General features: G+C 62.6%; 18 protein-coding genes. 9 read left to right on the top strand and 9 right to left on the bottom strand.

What is annotated here, in order from left to right; all coding sequences use genetic code 11:
- Positions 1-55: 55 nt before the first annotated feature.
- A complete protein-coding gene (locus M3P21_RS15070; protein WP_249711111.1) occupies positions 56-1,420 on the bottom strand; it encodes a formimidoylglutamate deiminase in 1,365 nt (454 codons plus the stop codon).
- 119 nt (positions 1,421-1,539) lie between these two features.
- On the opposite strand from M3P21_RS15070, the gene hutI reads away from it, so the two are divergent.
- The 5 genes from hutI (at position 1,540) to M3P21_RS15095 (ending at position 7,084) form a co-directional block, all read left to right on the top strand.
- Positions 1,540-2,706: an imidazolonepropionase gene (gene hutI / locus M3P21_RS15075; RefSeq protein WP_249711202.1), complete on the top strand. Its 1,167-nt coding sequence runs from the start codon at positions 1,540-1,542 to the stop codon at positions 2,704-2,706.
- Entirely contained in the window at positions 2,703-4,226 is a 1,524-nt protein-coding gene (gene hutH / locus M3P21_RS15080; protein ID WP_249711113.1) for a histidine ammonia-lyase, read from the top strand. Before hutI ends, hutH begins: the two co-directional genes overlap by 4 nt.
- Positions 4,223-5,005 carry an N-formylglutamate deformylase gene (hutG, locus tag M3P21_RS15085; protein ID WP_249711114.1) on the top strand — a complete coding sequence of 261 codons (783 nt, stop codon included), beginning with the start codon at positions 4,223-4,225 and terminating at the stop codon, positions 5,003-5,005. The genes hutH and hutG overlap by 4 nt, the downstream gene beginning before the upstream one ends.
- On the top strand, positions 5,002-6,681 hold the full coding sequence (gene hutU / locus M3P21_RS15090; protein WP_249711116.1) for a urocanate hydratase: 1,680 nt from the start codon (positions 5,002-5,004) through the stop codon (positions 6,679-6,681). The genes hutG and hutU overlap by 4 nt, the downstream gene beginning before the upstream one ends.
- Before the next feature lie 115 nt (positions 6,682-6,796).
- On the top strand, positions 6,797-7,084 hold the full coding sequence (locus tag M3P21_RS15095; RefSeq protein WP_249711118.1) for a hypothetical protein: 288 nt from the start codon (positions 6,797-6,799) through the stop codon (positions 7,082-7,084).
- 4 nt (positions 7,085-7,088) lie between these two features.
- On the opposite strand, the gene M3P21_RS15100 is transcribed toward M3P21_RS15095, so the two are convergent.
- The 4 genes from M3P21_RS15100 to M3P21_RS15115 all read right to left on the bottom strand — a co-directional run bounded on the left by M3P21_RS15100 (position 7,089) and on the right by M3P21_RS15115 (position 9,772).
- Positions 7,089-7,301, bottom strand: coding sequence for a hypothetical protein (locus M3P21_RS15100; protein WP_249711119.1), 213 nt, complete (start codon positions 7,299-7,301; stop codon positions 7,089-7,091).
- A gap of 123 nt (positions 7,302-7,424) precedes the next feature.
- The gene (locus M3P21_RS15105) at positions 7,425-7,814 is read right to left on the bottom strand and encodes a phage holin family protein (protein ID WP_249711121.1); all 390 of its coding nucleotides are present in this window, start codon (positions 7,812-7,814) and stop codon (positions 7,425-7,427) included.
- A gap of 90 nt (positions 7,815-7,904) precedes the next feature.
- Complete coding sequence (rlmN, locus tag M3P21_RS15110; protein WP_249711123.1) at positions 7,905-9,092, bottom strand: dual-specificity RNA methyltransferase RlmN; 1,188 nt, start codon at positions 9,090-9,092, stop codon at positions 7,905-7,907.
- A 146-nt stretch (positions 9,093-9,238) separates the two neighbouring features.
- Positions 9,239-9,772: an invasion associated locus B family protein gene (locus M3P21_RS15115; protein WP_249711125.1), complete on the bottom strand. Its 534-nt coding sequence runs from the start codon at positions 9,770-9,772 to the stop codon at positions 9,239-9,241.
- A 174-nt stretch (positions 9,773-9,946) separates the two neighbouring features.
- Between M3P21_RS15115 and M3P21_RS15120 the strand changes: the two genes are divergently transcribed.
- On the top strand, positions 9,947-10,942 hold the full coding sequence (locus M3P21_RS15120) for an asparaginase (RefSeq protein WP_249711127.1): 996 nt from the start codon (positions 9,947-9,949) through the stop codon (positions 10,940-10,942).
- A gap of 24 nt (positions 10,943-10,966) precedes the next feature.
- On the opposite strand, the gene M3P21_RS15125 is transcribed toward M3P21_RS15120, so the two are convergent.
- From M3P21_RS15125 to M3P21_RS15135, 3 genes are read right to left on the bottom strand one after another with little or no spacing between them, the layout of a single operon-like run.
- Positions 10,967-11,281 (bottom strand): YciI family protein, encoded by a 315-nt coding sequence (locus tag M3P21_RS15125; protein ID WP_249711129.1) that lies wholly within the window; start codon positions 11,279-11,281, stop codon positions 10,967-10,969.
- 22 nt (positions 11,282-11,303) lie between these two features.
- On the bottom strand, positions 11,304-11,732 hold the full coding sequence (locus M3P21_RS15130) for an SRPBCC family protein (RefSeq protein ID WP_249711130.1): 429 nt from the start codon (positions 11,730-11,732) through the stop codon (positions 11,304-11,306).
- Complete coding sequence (locus M3P21_RS15135) at positions 11,729-12,052, bottom strand: ArsR/SmtB family transcription factor (protein ID WP_249711132.1); 324 nt, start codon at positions 12,050-12,052, stop codon at positions 11,729-11,731. The genes M3P21_RS15130 and M3P21_RS15135 overlap by 4 nt, the downstream gene beginning before the upstream one ends.
- Positions 12,053-12,222: 170 nt before the next feature.
- Between M3P21_RS15135 and M3P21_RS15140 the strand changes: the two genes are divergently transcribed.
- Positions 12,223-12,540 (top strand): hypothetical protein, encoded by a 318-nt coding sequence (locus M3P21_RS15140; RefSeq protein WP_249711134.1) that lies wholly within the window; start codon positions 12,223-12,225, stop codon positions 12,538-12,540.
- Positions 12,541-12,555: 15 nt separating this feature from the next.
- Positions 12,556-14,886, top strand: coding sequence for a caspase family protein (locus M3P21_RS15145; protein ID WP_249711136.1), 2,331 nt, complete (start codon positions 12,556-12,558; stop codon positions 14,884-14,886).
- Here M3P21_RS15145 and serB read toward each other — a convergent pair whose 3' ends face one another.
- Positions 14,887-15,762 carry a phosphoserine phosphatase SerB gene (gene serB / locus M3P21_RS15150; protein ID WP_249711138.1) on the bottom strand — a complete coding sequence of 292 codons (876 nt, stop codon included), beginning with the start codon at positions 15,760-15,762 and terminating at the stop codon, positions 14,887-14,889.
- Positions 15,763-15,921: 159 nt separating this feature from the next.
- On the opposite strand from serB, the gene M3P21_RS15155 reads away from it, so the two are divergent.
- The gene (locus M3P21_RS15155; RefSeq protein WP_249711140.1) at positions 15,922-17,076 is read left to right on the top strand and encodes a phosphoserine transaminase; all 1,155 of its coding nucleotides are present in this window, start codon (positions 15,922-15,924) and stop codon (positions 17,074-17,076) included.
- Positions 17,077-17,128 lie beyond the last annotated feature (52 nt).

A 17,128-nucleotide genomic window follows, 5' to 3' on the forward strand; every position in this document is an offset into this window, starting at 1 on the left:
GCATAATGATATTATGCCTATGTTTTACAAGAAAGAGCCGAACCGCGCCGATGGGTCAGATCCTGTCCATCAGTGTTGTCATGGCTTCCCTGTACTTGCTGAGGACCGCATCGCGCGCGACATGTCGCCCGCCCCGCACCTGATGCCGCCCGGCGGACCAGAGGTCGGTGACAACGTGGTCCTTGGCGGCAAAACACAAACCATCCAGAAGCTGTTCGTCACTCAGCGCCATCAGGGCCGGGTCGGTGCTGTCAACGGCCACCAGATCAGCAAGCTTGCCGGTCGCAATCTCACCGCTGTCGCGGCCCAGCGCCTGCGCGCCTCCCACCGCCGCAGACAGGTAGAGATGTGCCCCGACCGACCCTGCGCCCGGCACCATCACGTTGCGGCTGTGGTCCCGCAGGCGCTGGGAGTATTCCAGTGTCCGCAATTCTTCGGTCAGCGAGATGCAGACATTCGAATCCGACCCGATGCCAAATCGCCCGCCTGCCTGCATGAATGTCGGGCCATTGAACGGTCCGTCGCCCAGATTGGCCTCGGTCACCGGACACAGGCCCGCAACCGCGCCGGAGCGCGCCATCGCGATCGTTTCTGCTTCGGTCATGTGGGTGGCATGGATCAGGCACCACCGGTCATCAACGGGTGCGTTTTGCAGCAGCCAGTCGACCGGTCTAGACCCCAGCCATTGCCGGATATCTTCGACCTCCTTGAGCTGTTCCGCGATATGGATATGGATCGGTTGAGCGTCGTGCGAGGCCAGCAGATTGGCCAGATCCTCGGGGCAGGTTGCGCGCAGCGAGTGCGGGGCGATGCCGACGCAGGTATCGGCAGGCAGCGCCCGAGAGGCCGTTCGCGCCTGGGACACCAGGTCGAGATAGGCGCCGACATCATTGCCGAACCTTCTCTGCCCCGGCCCCAGTTCGTCCTGCCCTGCCCCGCCATAGCTGTAGAGCACCGGCAAATGGGTCAGCCCGATCCCGGTCTGCGCAGCGGCGGCAAAGACACGTTGGCTAAGCTCGCTGACCGCGTCATAGGGCGTGCCATCGGGCTGGTGATGGACATAGTGAAACTCACCGACCGAGGCATAGCCTGCCTCCTGCATCTCCAGAAAGACCAGCGCGGCGATAGCCTCATACTGCTCGGGCGTGAAATGGGTGACGAACCGGTACATCATCTCGCGCCAGGTCCAGAAACTGTCGCGATCCGCCGCGCGTGTCTCGGTCATCCCGGCCATGGCACGCTGGAAGCTGTGCGAGTGCAGGTTCGCCAGCGCGGGCAGCAACGTATCGACATGCGCATCACCGGGTTGGGGTGCGGCACCGACCTCGAGTGTAACGATGCGCATATCCTCAACACAGATGCGCACATCCCGACACCATTCAGAGCCTAATAAGGCGCGTTGCGCATATATCGCCTGCATTTGGCCTCCAATTATGACTAGACATAACATTCTTAACCGCATACCTTACAACGTGCAAGCTTCCACAGAGGATTCCCGTGACCAACAAGCGCATCCTGACCGGCCTTCATGCCGCAACGATGAGTGCGGGCGACGCCCCTTATGGTCTGATCGAACTGGCGGCGATCGCCATTGAGGGCGATCAGATCGCGTGGGTCGGACCCGCAAGCGCGGTGCCCGGCGACTTTGGCGACTGGCCCCGCGATGATCTGGGTGGGCGGCTGGTCACGCCGGGATTGATCGATTGCCATACCCATCTGGTTTTCGGCGGCAATCGCGCCCGCGAGTTCGAGATGCGCCTGAACGGGGCCAGCTACGAAGAGGTCGCGCGCGCCGGTGGTGGAATCGTCTCAACCGTCAGTGACACGCGCACGGCGTCGCTGGAGACGCTGATCGCACAGGCTCTGCCCCGGCTGGACGCGCTGACCGCCGAAGGGGTCACCACGGTTGAGGTCAAATCCGGCTATGGGCTGGATCGAGAGACCGAGCTCAACATGCTGCGCGCCGCCCGTGCATTGCAACGCGTACGCCCGGTGACGATCAAGACCAGCTTTCTGGGCGCCCATGCGACACCACCCGAGTACAAATCCCGCGAAGACGCCTATATTGATGAGGTCTGCATCCCGACGCTGCGCGCCGCAGGTGATGAAGGGCTGGTGGATGCCGTGGATGGGTTCTGCGAAAACATCGCCTTTGACACGGATCAGATCGACCGGGTGTTCCGCGTGGCGGCAGAGCTTGGCCTGCCGGTCAAACTGCATGCCGAGCAATTGTCCCATCTGGGCGGCACGCAACTGGCAACCCGCTACAACGCCCTGTCGGCGGATCATCTGGAATATGCGACCGAAGCGGATGCGCGTGCAATGGCAGCTTCGGGCACTGTCGCGGTGATCCTGCCGGGGGCGTTCTATACACTGCGTGAGGTGCAGCAACCGCCGATCGAGGCGTTCCGCGCCCATCACGTTCCGATGGCGCTGGCCAGCGATTGCAATCCGGGATCATCGCCGCTGACCTCACTGCTGCTGACCATGAACATGGGCTGCACCCTGTTCCGCATGACGCCCGAAGAGGCACTGGCCGGTGTCACATGCAATGCCGCGCAAGCGCTGGGGCTGCCGGATCGGGGCCGGATCGCGCCGGGCCTGCGCGCCGATCTGGCGGTCTGGGATGTCGAAACACCGGCAGAGCTGTCCTATCGCATCGGTTTCAACCCGCTTCACGCCCGTATCCTCGCAGGTCGCCCATGATTGTTCTGACACCCGGCACCACCACGCTCGACACGCTGGAAACCCTTTTTCGAGATGGAACCCCGGCGCAGCTGGACCGGGCCGCCAGACCAGCCATCGACGCCGCCGCCGACATGGTGGCGCAGGCCGCAGCCGGATCAGAGGCGGTCTATGGCGTCAATACCGGGTTCGGCAAGCTGGCCTCGACCCGGATCGCGCCCGAGGACACCGCCCTTTTGCAACGCAACCTGATCCTGTCACATTGCTGCGGCGTGGGCGAGCCGCTGGCCCAAGATAAAACACGCCTGATGATGGTGCTGAAGCTGCTGTCGCTGGGCCGGGGTGCTTCTGGCGTATCCTGGGCGGTAATCGAACAGATCGAGGCAATGCTGGCGCGTGATGTGATTCCGGTTGTGCCCTCGCAAGGCTCGGTCGGCGCTTCGGGGGATCTGGCGCCGCTGGCCCATATGGCCGCAGCGATGATCGGCGCGGGCGAGGCTTGCTACGACGGCCAGCGCATGCCCGCCATTGAGGCGCTGAAATGCGCCGATTTAGAGCCTGTTACTCTCGGCCCAAAGGCCGGTCTGGGTCTGATCAATGGCACGCAGTTCTCGACCGCCTGCGCCTTGGCAGGCCTGTTTGACGGGTTGCGGATGGCACGCGCCTCGATGGTGATCGCGTCACTGACAACAGATGCCATCATGGGCTCGACCGCGCCGCTGGTGCCCGAAATCCATGCGCTGCGCGGCCATGCGGGCCAGATCGACGTGGCACGGGGAATGCGGGCGCTGATGGAGGGATCCGAGATCCGCGAAAGCCATCGTGAAGGGGACACCCGCGTACAGGACCCCTATTGCATCCGCTGCCAGCCCCAGGTCGTCGGCGCGGCGCTGGACGTGCTGCGCATGGCGGCCCGCACGCTGGAGGTCGAGGCCAACGCTGTCACGGATAATCCGTTGGTGCTGGTCGAGGCCGGGCGCATCGTGTCAGGCGGCAATTTCCATGCCGAATATGTGGGTTTTGCCGCCGATCAGATCGCGCTGGCCCTGGCCGAAATCGGCGCCATCGCCCAGCGCCGCGTGGCACTGATGGTGGATCCGACGCTCAGCTTCGATCTGCCACCCTTCCTGACCCCTGAACCGGGGTTGAATTCGGGCTTCATGATCGCCGAGGTGACCACGGCGGCATTGATGAGTGAGAACAAGCATCTCGCCAACCCCTGCGTGACGGATTCCACCCCGACCTCGGCCAATCAGGAGGATCACGTGTCGATGGCCGCCCACGGCGCGCTGCGACTGGGGCGGATGGGTCAGAACCTGTCAGTGATCCTCGGGGTCGAACTGCTCTGTGCCGCGCAGGGGGTTGAGGCGCGCGCGCCGCTGGTGACCTCGCAACAGTTGCAGGCGGTGATCGCGCATCTGCGGCGCTCCGTGCCCGCGTTGGAACAGGACCGCTACCTCGCCCCTGATATCGAAGCGGCAGCGGCTATGGTCCGATCCGGCGATCTCGAACAGGTGGCGCAGCTCGAGATGCCGTCATGATCGAGGTGGTGCGCGGTGACAGCCCGCTGGTGCTGGGCCTGCCCCATACCGGGACCCGGATACCTGACGACGTTCTGTCCCGCCTGAACGCCACCGGGCAGGCAATGGCAGATACCGACTGGCACATTGACCGCCTCTATGACGGGCTGCTCGCCGGTACCACCACGGTGCGAACGCCAATCCATCGCTATGTGATCGACGTCAACCGCGATCCGGCGGGTATCAGTCTCTATCCCGGGCAAAATACCACCACCCTGTGCCCTCTCACCGATTTCGACGGCTCGCCGATCTACCGCCCGGGCATGGAGCCTGACGCCGGTGAAATCGCCCGCAGGCGCGAATCCTACCACGCGCCCTATCACGTCGCCCTGACGGCAGAGCTGGAGCGTCTGCGCGCTGTGCATGGCTTTGCCATACTCTACGATTGCCACTCGATCCGCTCGCATATCCCGTTCCTTTTCGACGGCATTTTGCCTGATTTCAATATCGGTACGAATAGCGGCACCACCTGCGCGCTGGGGCTGGAACGCTGCGTTCAGGACATTTGCGCCGGTGCGACCGATTACAGCCACGTGGTCAATGGCCGTTTCAAAGGTGGCTGGACCACGCGCCACTACGGGCGGCCCACAGAGGGTCTGCACGCGATCCAGATGGAACTGGCGCAATCCACCTACATGGAAGAGACCCCGCCCTGGACTTGGGCACCGGACAAGGCGCACGCCTTGCGCCGCCCCCTGACCGAGATACTCACAACGCTCAAGAACTGGAGCCCCGCATGACCGACCCCCTCCACAATATCCGCGACATCTATCCCCCCACCGGGCCTGAGCTGAATGCCAAAAGCTGGCAGACCGAAGCGCCGCTGAGGATGCTGATGAACAACCTGCACCCCGATGTCGCCGAAAGCCCGCATGAGCTGGTGGTCTATGGCGGCATCGGGCGTGCGGCGCGGACATGGAAGGATTTCGACCTCATTTGCGCCAGTCTGAAACAATTGGAGGCAGAAGAGACCCTGATCGTGCAGTCGGGCAAGCCGGTGGCGGTGATCCGCACCCATGCGGACGCGCCTCGGGTTTTGATCGCAAACTCCAATTTAGTGCCGCATTGGGCCACATGGGACCATTTCAATGAACTCGATAAGAAAGGCCTGATGATGTACGGCCAGATGACCGCTGGCTCATGGATTTATATCGGTACGCAAGGCATCGTGCAGGGCACCTATGAGACCTTTGCCGAGGCCGGACGGCAGCATTACGAGGGTGACCTCACCGGCAAATGGATCCTGACCGGCGGTCTGGGCGGTATGGGCGGGGCGCAGCCGCTGGCTGCTGTCTTTGCCGGGGCCTGCTGCCTCGCAGTGGAATGCGACCCGGACCGGATCGATTTCCGCCTGCGCACCAAATATGTCGATGAGCGCGCCGACACGCTCGACAAAGCGCTTGAGATGATTGATCGCTGGACCAAAGCGGGCGAGGCGAAATCCGTCGGGTTGCTGGGCAATGCGGCCGATATTTTCCCTGAGATATATGCGCGCATGCAGGCCGGTGGCATGCGCCCCGACATCGTCACCGACCAGACCAGTGCGCATGACCCGATCAACGGCTATCTGCCGCAGGGCTGGTCGCTGGCGGATTGGCGCGACAAGCGCGAAACAGACCCTAAAGCGGTGGAAAAGGCCGCCTGCGCCAGTATGCGCGTACATGTAGAGGCGATGGTCGATTTCTGGAACGCAGGCGTGCCGACGCTGGATTATGGCAACAACATCCGGCAGGTGGCGCAGAATGAGGGGCTGGAGAATGCCTTTGCCTTTCCCGGATTTGTGCCCGCCTATATTCGCCCGCTCTTCTGCAAGGGCATCGGCCCGTTCCGCTGGTGCGCCCTGTCGGGCGATCCCGGGGATATCTACAAGACCGACGCCAAGATGAAGGAGCTCTTCCCCGAGAACACCCATCTGCACAATTGGCTGGACATGGCGCAGGAGCGTATCGCGTTTCAGGGTCTGCCCGCGCGCATCTGCTGGATCGGGCTGGGCGACCGGCACAAGGCGGGGCTCGCCTTCAACGAAATGGTGGCCAGCGGTGAGCTGAAGGCACCGGTGGTGATCGGGCGCGATCATCTGGATTCCGGCTCGGTCGCGTCGCCCAACCGCGAAACCGAGGCGATGCTGGATGGCTCGGACGCGGTCAGCGACTGGCCACTGTTGAACGCGCTGATCAACACCGCCTCGGGCGCGACCTGGGTGTCGCTGCACCATGGCGGCGGGGTTGGCATGGGCTTCAGCCAGCATGCGGGCGTGGTCATCTGCGCCGATGGCACGCCAGAGGCCGCGAAGCGACTGGAGCGGGTGTTGTGGAACGACCCGGCATCGGGCGTCTGGCGACACGCGGATGCGGGCTATGACATCGCCAAAAACTGCGCGCGCGATCACGGGTTGAACCTGCCCGGCATCCTTTGAGCGGTCGATCCTGCCGTTGTCTGGGGCTGTGATCCGGCCTCGCCGACCCCACCCCGGACAACGCCGGATCGAATCGTGCTACACTCGGCCCTCAACAGACCGAAGGGAGGGTGTGATGGCGTATGTGACCGTCTCGACATGGCGTTATGAAGAAGGGCAGGACGAGGCCGCGCTGGAGAAAAGCGCGCGGGACAACCTGACTCAGCTCAAGGCGATGGGGGCTGTGGGCGGGTATCTTGTCCGCACCTCCGACAGCGAAGGCATGGTTGTCGTGATCTATCCAGATGAGGGCACCTGGAACCGGGTGCGCGACATGGTCACCCATATGCGGGCCAATACCGATCCCGCAGTGGGCGGGCGCAATATTGATGTCCTGAGCGGTGCCGCGGTGGTGGCTGTGTAGCCGATCAGTGCAGGTTCTCGGGCAGAATACCCACTACCGTTCCCTGCGGCAGTTTGGTCAGCACCTGCTTGCCGCGCATGGCTTTGATCGCATATCCCATCCCGGCCAGGCGGAATTCCCATTCCCGCGCGCTCAGCGCCTGTTCTTTTTCCCGCTGGATCATGTCCAGCATGGCTGCGTCGATCACAGCCCCGTTGGCTTCGCCAAAAGTCATCATCTCAACCTCGTTACCTTTTTGAACGAGGATGACACTGCCCGCTGATCTGGGCCGGAATTTACCGGAAATAGGGTGTTTTGCGGGCAACCGGGACAGTTCGTTTCCGATATTGCCGCAATTAACCTATTTGGTCTTCGTGGGTGCCTGCAGTTCCTTGAACACAAAAATCGGGATCAGGATGGTGGCGATCAGCGAACCGAGCCAGACCAGCAGCGTGGCCGCCAGCAGATTGGCGATACCGCCGATCTGAAAGCCACTGACAATCAGGCTGGTGATGATGAGGCCAAAGAAAATCACCACCAAAGCAACGCCGCCCTTGAGCGCGGGCAGGTTCTTTTCACTGATTTTGGTAATCAACGGGTCGGCGATGACCTGAATGACGGTAAAGATCACCACGACGATCAACAGCGACAGCGGCCCGACCGAGAACCCGTCCAGAATCAATGTGGCCAGCAACAGCCCCACCGCGTTGCTGATCAGGATGGCGGCGGCAAGCAGAAGGCGTCGGGTCATGGGCATGGTTCCTTGAAACGCAAATTGGGGTCAATTCACGTTCAGGGATAACGCATTCCGGCGCGGTGTTCACCAAATAGTTGCAAGGTCTCAGGGGCGCAACCCGGCCTCGGCCTCGATCTGTTTGCGCGACTTGCGGGCCCGCTCGGTGGCCGATTTCAACTGGCCGCAAGCTGCCATGATGTCCTCGCCCCGCGTCTTGCGGATGGGTGAGGCATAGCCTGCCTGATAGATGATATTGGCGAACGCCCGGATGCGGTTGTTCGAGCTGCGCTTATAGGGCGCGCCGGGCCATTCGTTGAACGGGATCAGGTTGATCTTGGCCGGGATGTTGTGGCGCTTGATATGGTCGATCAGGCGATGGGCATCCGCATCGCTGTCGTTCACCCCGTCCAGCATCACGTATTCAAAGGTGATCCGTTCTGAGTTCGACACTTTGGGATAGCCGGCCAGCGCTTGCAGCAGTTCCTCGATGTTCCAGCGCTTGTTGATCGGGACCAGCGCATCGCGGGTCTCGTCGGTGGTGGCGTGGAAGGAAATCGCCAGCAGGCAGCCGATTTCCTCGGCCGTGCGCGCAATCTCGGGCACAACGCCGGAGGTCGAAAGCGTAATGCGGCGGCGGGACAGGGAAATCCCCTCGGGGTCCATGGCGATCTTCATCGCGTCGCGGACGTTGTCGAAATTGTACAGTGGCTCACCCATGCCCATCAGAACGATGTTGGAAAGCAGGCGGGTTTCGTCCTTGGGCGCGCCGGGGGTGGGCCATTCGTCCAGATCGTCGCGGGCCATCATCACCTGACCGACAATCTCGGCGGCGGTCAGGTTGCGCACCAGCTTCTGGGTGCCGGTATGGCAGAAGGAGCAGGTCAGCGTGCAGCCCACCTGGCTGGAGATACACAGCGTGCCGCGATCTTCTTCGGGGATATAGACCACCTCGACCTCATGGCCGCCAGCGATGCGGCACAGATATTTGCGGGTGCCATCCTCGGACACCTGTCGGGTCACCACCTCGGGCGTTTCGATGACAAAGCTCTCGGCCAGTTGCGCGCGATAGGCTTTGGCAAGGTTGGTCATCACGTCGAAATCACGTACGCCCCATTGATAGATCCACTGCCAGATCTGACCGGTCCGCATCTTGGCCTGCTTTTCCGGTGTGCCATGTTCGATCAGCGTCTCGCGCAGCTGGTCGCGGGTCAGGCCAACAAGGTTGAGCTTTCCCTCCGGCAGCTTGCGGGGAATGGTCATCACGTCCTGGGTGATCGGCGCTTTGGCGGTCATGGCGAGACTCGGGGTTTGTGCGTAAGATGCGCCTCTATATAGGAACGCGCGGCAAGATCAAAAGGAATCGTGTCGATCCGAACAAACCCGAACACAGGCCCGCGCCAGTTTCAGCAGTCAGGAAAATAGGTCAATCGACCGTTTTGCTACTCGGTGCAGCGCTTGTCGGCATCCTCGATACCGGCAGTAAAGCCCAGCAGCGAGAACGTGTCCTTGGTCTGGGTGCCGCGCCCGGAACGGGCGGTCAGCACCGCCTGCGCGCCGCGCTTCATCGCGGTCACGATCTTGGCATCGTCAGCGGCGGTTGCGGGCCAGGCCCATTCGCCTTCGGTGAAAAGTTCGAACTCGGACCCGCCGACGCTCAGGTTCACCGTCGAGCCCGGTGCAAAGGGATAGCCCCCGGTAAAGGTCACCTGACCCTTTACGCCCGCCTTTGGGCGAAAGAAAACAAACAGCAGGATATCGCTGCGGCGCACGGCCACGACGCGGCCACCGCGAGTGTTCACCGTCTCTTCCGGAGCGGACACGATCCAGCATTCGGTCGGGTCCTGTTCGACAAACACGCTCCACGATGTGTTTACCGCGACCCGGTTCGAGCTTTCCGACGTTTGCGCTATTGCGGTGCTTGCCAGCCCGGCCAGACACATGCCTGCCACGATACGCGCCAGTTTCAATCCCATCTGTCCAGACTCCCAGACTGCCTCTAACCTCAAATCACGAACGTGCCCGCGCACCTTGATGGCGCATCTTTACCGCTCAGCCGACGCTTGCCGACATAGTCACATTATCGCATGTTCTACCATGGAAGAAAGAGCGATTGGCAGGAAATCGCGCAGAATTTCGAGAGGTTTTTCATGACGCAGCCGATACCGATGGCCGAGGTCTGGCGCAGCACGTTTCTGGAAAGCGTGCATCTGGGCCATGCGGTGATATGCGATGACAGCGGGCAGATCGTGCGCAGTTGGGGCGACCCCAATGCGGTGATCTTTCCGCGATCCTCCTGCAAGATGGTGCAGGCGCTGCCGCTGCTGACATCGGGCGCGGCGGCAAAATACGGGCTGGACGCCCAACATCTGGCGCTGGCCTGTGCCTCACACAAGGGCGCGGCGATCCATACCGACCGGGTCAGGGCGTGGCTGGATCACCTGGGGCTGGGCGTGGACGACTTCCGCTGCGGTCCGCAGGTGCCCGAGGATCGTGACGCCCGCGAGGCGCTGATCCGCGCGTATGAGACGCCCTGTCAGGTGCACAACAACTGTTCCGGCAAACATGCGGGGTTTCTGACTCTGTCGCAGCATATGGGCGCTGGGCCCGACTATGTGGCGATGGATCACCCGGTGCAGCAGGCCTGTCTGGCCGCCTTCGAAGAGGTCACCGGCGAAGCCAGCCCCGGGCATGGGATCGACGGCTGCTCGGCCCCCAATTTCGTCACGTCGCTGACGGGTCTTGCGCGGGCCATGGCCTGGTTCGCCTCGGCCTCGGACCGATCGGATCGCCAAAGCATGGCAGCGGTCGAACTGACCAATGCGATGATGCGGCACCCCGAATTGGTTGCCGGCGAGCGCCGCGCCTGCACCGAGTTGATGCGCGCTGCCGGTGGAAAGGCCGCGATCAAAACCGGGGCCGAAGCGGTCTTTGTCGCGATCCTGCCGGAAAAGCGTATGGGCGTCGCGCTCAAGATCATGGATGGCACGACCCGGGCCAGCGAATGCGCCATCGCGGCGATCCTGGTCAGTCTGGGCGTTCTCGACCCCGACCACCCGGCGACACGCAAATTCATGACCCCGCTTCTGCACAGCCGACGCGGCATCGAATGCGGTCACATCAATCCGGCCGAGGGATTCATCTGATCCGTCACGCGCCTGGTGGCGGGCTTACATCTCGATGATTTCCGCCACCTCGACGGAACCTGACCCGTCCGCGACCATCGGGCAGCCCTTGGCCATTTCGGTGGCTGCTTCAATCGAATCAGCCTTGACCACGGTGTAGCCCGAGATCGGATTCGCCCCGCCATCATCGGCCACACCCGCGGCGCTGACGGTTTTTGACATGCCAACCGGCGCGCCGGGGATTTCCAGCGAAGGGCCCATTTTCTCGAACCATGCGCCCCAGGCGGCCATGGTCTTTTCGACTTCGGCAGGGTCTTCGGGGCGGGTTCCGCCGTGATAGGCAAAGATGAATTGCGGCATAAAGAAACCCTCCGGTTGGTGCTTATTGAATCTGTGCGTCCAGCTTGCGCAGCGACGAGGTCCAGCCCTTTTCGTGGTTGGCGGCGATATCCGCATCGCTCAAATCGCGGTGATCGAGGATCAGCCGCGCGCCGGTCTCGGTGTCCTCGACGGTCAGGATCACATGGCTTTCGGCCCCGCGCGCGTCCGCGTCATCATGCCAACCCCAGGTGAAGCCCACCGATTTCGGCGGGTCGACATGGGTGACGTGGCCCGACACCTTGAAGCGCTCCCCCTCTTCATTCACCATGACCGAATACCACGGCCCCTTGCGGGTGAAATCCAGGTCATGCTCGGGCACATGTAATCCCTCGGGACCCCACCATTTCAATAACTTGTCCGGATCACTGACCCAGGCGAACAGCGTCTCGGCACTGATCGGATAGTGGCGTTCCAGCCGCAGCTCGCTCATGCTTGGTCCTCCAGGGTGATGGCGGCGTCCAGCCGGTCCAGGCTGGCCTCCCAGAACGCGCGTTTCGAAATCGTCCAGTCGGCAATGGCCCTCAGACCATGCCCGTCAACGGTATAGAGCCGATGGGTGCCCTGCACCCGCTGCCGGACAAGCCCGGCCTCTCGCAGCACCTTGAGATGCCGCGAAATGGCGGCGCCCGACATGCCGCGCCCTTCGATCAAGTCCCCGGCGGCAAGCTCTCCTTCGGTCATGAGCTGTTCGACGATCGACATACGGGTCTGATCGGACAGGGCGGAGAAGGCTTTTATAACAGTCGTCATGCGCGATTGTTAACACAGGCGCTAATTAACGTAAATGTTAATGATTGGGGCGGCGATGGTCGGGCCTTTGACCGGTATGGAATGTGGCAAAGTTCATAGACAGCGCAAAGCGCCAGCCGTTAATGTTCTTCTACAGATCACGTTTGAATAACTTTTTAGGAGATTTTGTGATGGTCAGGACCCTGATCCCTGTCGCTTTTGGAGTTTCGGTACTTGTGGCCGGCTGCACGCCACCCTGGTCGGGGCAGACCACCACGACAACAACCACAGCCCCCGAACCGGCTGTTACGACGGCACCCGCACCCACAACCACGACACCGCAAGCAACACGCGCTGCGTCCACGACCACAGTCACGACTGAAACCGAGCCGGAAGAGTCGAAAATCAAACCGCTGCCTGGCGATAACCGCGAAGGCGGCGGCGGTGGAGGCGGCGGCGGTGGAGGCGGCGGCGGCGGCGGTGGAGGCGGCGGCGGCTGGGGCGGCTAATCAAGGAGTGTATCCATGCCTGTCAGCAAACGGGACTTCCTGCGTCTGATCGCCTCTCTGGGCGTCAGCGGAACATTGGGGCTGAATCTGATACCACCCGTGCATGCGCAAGGAACGCGCGCACTGCGGCTGGCGGGCGGCGGGCCGCGTATCGGCATCGTGGTCGGCAACCAGAGCTATGACAATGTCGACGATCTGGGCAATGCCGCCAAGGATGCACATGACATGGCCGCGCTGCTGCGCGAGTTCCGGTTCAAGGTCTTTGATGGCTACGACCTGGACAAGCGCGGCTTTGAACAGCTTCTGCGAAACGCGGTGCTCAACATCCCGCAGGGGGCGGATGTTGTGTTCTATTATGCCGGGCATGGCATCCAGATCGGGCGGCGGAATTATCTTCTGCCCATCGATGCGAAATTCGAAAGCGTCTACGATCTGCCGATGGAGACAATGACGCTTGACCGGGTGATTGATACATTGGCGGCGCGCGGCTCGGCCCATGTGGCCATTCTGGATTCCTGTCGCGACAATCCGTTCCAGAGCATCCGGCTGGCCGCCGATCTGGACGCCAACCTGTTCGAGACCCGCGCTGGATTCGAGGTGTTCCGCACCCCGTTAAACTCTCTGATCGCCTATTCGACCTCACCCGGCGCACTGGCACTGGATGGGGCGGAAGGCGGCAACAGCCCTTATACCGCTGCCGTGCTGAAAGCGGCCCGAGCGTCGCCGGGCGAGAATATCCTGCAGCTTTTCCCGGTGATCCGCGAGCAGGTCCATAGCGAGACCGGCGGTGTCCAGGTACCGTGGGAAAGCTCGACCCTGGTGCGGCCTTTCTATCTGACGCAGGCCCAGGCCGATGCGCCCAGCGCCGCACCCGGCGATGCGCCGCCCGAGGTGCTGAACGTGGATGCGCGGTTCGACCGGCTCGTCCCGCTCGACGATGCCATTTCGGATCTGATCGGCGCAGACATTGCCTCTGCCGCGTTGATCGAAGCTGCGGCGAAGGGCGCGATCGTCTTGAACGGTGACACCTCTGGCCCGATCGTTGGCTACGCACCGGATATCACCGATATAAGGGCCGAGGATCTGATTGACCCCAGAGTCTCGGACCGCTTCAGCGTAGAGGTCACCTCAGGCGCCGGGACCGCAAGGCGCGTCGATGTGGCGTTGAACCTGACCTTCGACCCCTGTGACCTGGCGGCGGGGGCTGCGCTGGATCTGAACGGTGTGGGCGTCTACCGGCTGCCCAACGAGCTTGATCTGACGGGCGGGCTTGCCGCCTGCGAGGCCTCGGTGCGGGCCGATCCCGACAATGCCCGGTTCCGCTATCAGCTTGGGCGGCTGCAACAGAGCACCAAGCAGCTTGAAAAGGCATACGAGAATTTCGAGGCCGCGGCCGAGGCCGGTCATATCCGGGCCAAATACGGTCTGGCGGTGCTGCTCGATTCCAAGCGGATCGACCGGGACGTGACCAAGATCCCCTATGAGCCGGACCGGGCACTGGCCCTGATGGAAGACGGGATCAAGGAACAGGACCCCTATGCCATGCACCGGCTGGGCCGCCGCCTGATGCGCAATGGCGAGACCGCCGAAGAACGCCAGCGCGGGTTCGAGTTGATGGAGCGCGCGGTCGAGTTGGGCCACACCTTCTCGATGAACGAACTGGGCTATTACTTTCTGGCCAAGGGCACGGATCACTACCTGCCGGAACGCGGCATGCGCTATCTGACTGCCTCGGAACAGCGCGAAGACATCTATGGCTACGACAATCTGGGCTTTGTCGCGCTGAGTGGTCTGGACGGCAACCCTGCCGACTGGCAAAAAGCGCTGAAATGGTTCACGCGCGCCTCTAATGGCGGCCACCCCACTGCGCCTGCAAACATCGCGCGGATGATCCTGAACGATCAGGTGCCGGGCAAGACCGGCAAGGATGCGCTGGGCTGGTATGACATCGCGCTGGCACGCGGGGATGCCTGGGGCGGCGCAAACGGCGCGATCATTATCCTCAATGGCCGTGCTCGGGGCGTCAATGCGGCCGAAGCCGGGATACGCGCGGCCAAGGCCTCGCTGCTGGCCAATGAGGAACCCGCCGCTCTGGCGCGCCAGAACCTGGACACGCTGTCGCGCAGCGATATCGACCGGGCGTTGCAGACATTGCTGAACGAATTGGGCGAGCCAGTGGGTGTCGATGGTCAGGCCGGGCCGTCCACGCAGGCCGCATTGGAGCGGGTGAGCGCGGCAAACGGTGTGCCGGTGCCCTTTGCCGCCACCCAGGACCCGACCGAGCGGCTGTTGCTTGCCGCCAAGGTCTATTGGGCGCAGAACCCGGTGCGGTTCGATCTGTTCTGATCAGGTCTTGAATTCGCTGCGCGCATAACCTTGCAGATACAGCAGTGCTGTCAGATCGCCGTGATTGATCCGTACATCACATTGCGCGGCGACTGACGGCTTGGCGTGCAGCGCAACGCCGGTTCCGGCGCGTTGCAGCATACCCAGATCATTGGCACCGTCACCCACCGCCAGCACATCCGTTTCAAAAATCCCCAGCCGTGTGCTGATCTGTTCCAGTGCCTCAATCTTGGCTTCGCGGCCCAGAATCGGGCGGGCGACATCGCCGGTCAGCGCGCCGTTTTCTACCAGCAGCGTGTTGGCGCGGTTCTCGTCAAACCCAAGCTGCGCCGCGACCGAAGCTGTGAAGGCAGTGAACCCGCCCGAGACCAGCGCGCAATATCCGCCATTGGCCCGCATTGTGGCCAGCAACTCGCGGCCTCCCGGCATCAGGGTGATCCGCTCGGCCAGAACCTTGTCGATCACCGTTTCCGCCAACCCGCGCAACAAGCCCACACGCTCGATCAGCGCGCCTTCGAAATCCAGCTCACCATTCATCGCGCGAGCGGTAATGGCGCTGACCCGTTCGCCGAACCCGGCCTCGGCGGCCAGCTCATCGATGCATTCCTGCTGGATCATGGTGCTGTCCATATCGGCCAGCAGCATCCTTTTGCGGCGCCCTTCGGAGGGCTGCACCACCAGATCAACCGCCAGTTTCTGCAAATCTTCCCAGACCTGCCAGCGATTGTCGGGCATCGCGGGCAACGGGAACTCTGCCGCCTCATCGGGGCTGAGCCAGGTCACGTCCCCCCCGCCCCAGGCATTGCGCAGTGATTCGATCAGCGCCGGATCAAGCGTTGGCGTATCAGGAGCAGTCAGCAGGGTGGCGATATACATGGGTGCAAAGTTTCCGATAGGCGGCGACGGCGTCGCGTTTGTCACATGAACCGGCGCTCTAACGCCAAATTCGCTCTTGTGAAACCCCGGATCGCCCCGTAGTTCCGTCCGTGGGACACCCCTCCCCAACGAGGGGCGCTTATCTGGAAGGGTAGCATCATGGCTATTTCACAACCGGCAACGCGGCCGGCAAATCCGCGTTTTTCCTCTGGCCCCTGCGCCAAACCCCCCACATTCGATCTCACGAAACTCGCCGATGCCGCCTTGGGCCGTTCGCACCGTGCCGCCATTGGCAAGGACAAGCTGAAGGCCGCCATCGAAGGCACGCGCGAGATCCTGGGCATCCCTGCTGACTACAAGATCGGCATCGTTCCGGCCTCGGATACCGGTGCTATGGAAATGGCACTCTGGTCGCTGTTGGGTGACCGCAAGGTCGAGATGCTGGCCTGGGAAAGCTTTGGCGCGGGCTGGGTGACCGATGTGGTCAAGCAGCTCAAGGTCGAGGCCGAAGTCAAAACCGCCGACTATGGCAAGATCGTCGATCTGGCCTCGGTGGATTTCGCCAATGATGTTGTCTTCACCTGGAACGGCACCACCTCGGGCGTGAAGGTTCCCAATGGCGACTGGATCGCGGATGACCGTCAGGGCCTGACCATCTGCGACGCCACCAGCGCCGCTTTTGCGATGGATCTGCCCTGGGACAAGCTGGATGTGACCACGTTCAGCTGGCAGAAGGTGCTGGGCGGCGAAGCGGCCCACGGCATGTTGATCCTGAGCCCCCGCGCGGTCGAACGGCTGGAAAGCTACACGCCCGCATGGCCGCTGCCCAAGATTTTCCGCCTCACCAAAGCCGGCAAGCTGATCGACGGCATCTTCACCGGCGCGACCATCAACACGCCGTCCATGCTGGCGGTCGAGGATTACCTCTTTGCGCTGGACTGGGCGCGCTCGGTTGGCGGCCTCAAGGGTCTGATCGCCCTTGCCGAGGCCAATGCAGATGCGGTGCACGCATTTTGCAACCAGAACGACTGGATCGAAAATCTGGCCGAGGATGCGGCGACGCGTTCCAACACCTCGGTCTGCCTGAAGTTCACCGACGCAAAAATCGCCGATGGCGCGGGTTTTGCCAAGGCCGTGGCCAAACGGCTGGAGGCGGAGAATATCGCGCTGGATATCGGCGCTTATCGCGACGCCCCTGCGGGCCTGCGCATCTGGTGCGGCGGTACAGTCGAAACCTCGGATATCGAGGCGATGCTGCCTTGGCTCGAATGGGCCTATCATGCAGAGCTTGCCGCCCAGACCGAGGCGGCCTGACGCACGCCTTCTGCGCTTGAACGGGGCCCGCGCGGCCCCGCCCCCTTTCTAT

Source organism: Ruegeria spongiae (genome assembly GCF_023502395.1).
Lineage (GTDB): Bacteria > Pseudomonadota > Alphaproteobacteria > Rhodobacterales > Rhodobacteraceae > Ruegeria_C > Ruegeria_C spongiae.

What these genes read in the sequence shown, in the direction of transcription:
- M3P21_RS15070 (WP_249711111.1), bottom strand. Translation starts at nt 1,420, where the DNA reads ATGCAGGCGATATATGCGCAACGCGCCTTATTAGGCTCTGAATGGTGT.
- hutI (WP_249711202.1), top strand. Translation starts at nt 1,540, where the DNA reads ATGAGTGCGGGCGACGCCCCTTATGGTCTGATCGAACTGGCGGCGATC.
- hutH (WP_249711113.1), top strand. Translation starts at nt 2,703, where the DNA reads ATGATTGTTCTGACACCCGGCACCACCACGCTCGACACGCTGGAAACC.
- hutG (WP_249711114.1), top strand. Translation starts at nt 4,223, where the DNA reads ATGATCGAGGTGGTGCGCGGTGACAGCCCGCTGGTGCTGGGCCTGCCC.
- hutU (WP_249711116.1), top strand. Translation starts at nt 5,002, where the DNA reads ATGACCGACCCCCTCCACAATATCCGCGACATCTATCCCCCCACCGGG.
- M3P21_RS15095 (WP_249711118.1), top strand. Translation starts at nt 6,797, where the DNA reads ATGGCGTATGTGACCGTCTCGACATGGCGTTATGAAGAAGGGCAGGAC.
- M3P21_RS15100 (WP_249711119.1), bottom strand. Translation starts at nt 7,301, where the DNA reads ATGATGACTTTTGGCGAAGCCAACGGGGCTGTGATCGACGCAGCCATG.
- M3P21_RS15105 (WP_249711121.1), bottom strand. Translation starts at nt 7,814, where the DNA reads ATGACCCGACGCCTTCTGCTTGCCGCCGCCATCCTGATCAGCAACGCG.
- rlmN (WP_249711123.1), bottom strand. Translation starts at nt 9,092, where the DNA reads ATGACCGCCAAAGCGCCGATCACCCAGGACGTGATGACCATTCCCCGC.
- M3P21_RS15115 (WP_249711125.1), bottom strand. Translation starts at nt 9,772, where the DNA reads ATGGGATTGAAACTGGCGCGTATCGTGGCAGGCATGTGTCTGGCCGGG.
- M3P21_RS15120 (WP_249711127.1), top strand. Translation starts at nt 9,947, where the DNA reads ATGACGCAGCCGATACCGATGGCCGAGGTCTGGCGCAGCACGTTTCTG.
- M3P21_RS15125 (WP_249711129.1), bottom strand. Translation starts at nt 11,281, where the DNA reads ATGCCGCAATTCATCTTTGCCTATCACGGCGGAACCCGCCCCGAAGAC.
- M3P21_RS15130 (WP_249711130.1), bottom strand. Translation starts at nt 11,732, where the DNA reads ATGAGCGAGCTGCGGCTGGAACGCCACTATCCGATCAGTGCCGAGACG.
- M3P21_RS15135 (WP_249711132.1), bottom strand. Translation starts at nt 12,052, where the DNA reads ATGACGACTGTTATAAAAGCCTTCTCCGCCCTGTCCGATCAGACCCGT.
- M3P21_RS15140 (WP_249711134.1), top strand. Translation starts at nt 12,223, where the DNA reads ATGGTCAGGACCCTGATCCCTGTCGCTTTTGGAGTTTCGGTACTTGTG.
- M3P21_RS15145 (WP_249711136.1), top strand. Translation starts at nt 12,556, where the DNA reads ATGCCTGTCAGCAAACGGGACTTCCTGCGTCTGATCGCCTCTCTGGGC.
- serB (WP_249711138.1), bottom strand. Translation starts at nt 15,762, where the DNA reads ATGTATATCGCCACCCTGCTGACTGCTCCTGATACGCCAACGCTTGAT.
- M3P21_RS15155 (WP_249711140.1), top strand. Translation starts at nt 15,922, where the DNA reads ATGGCTATTTCACAACCGGCAACGCGGCCGGCAAATCCGCGTTTTTCC.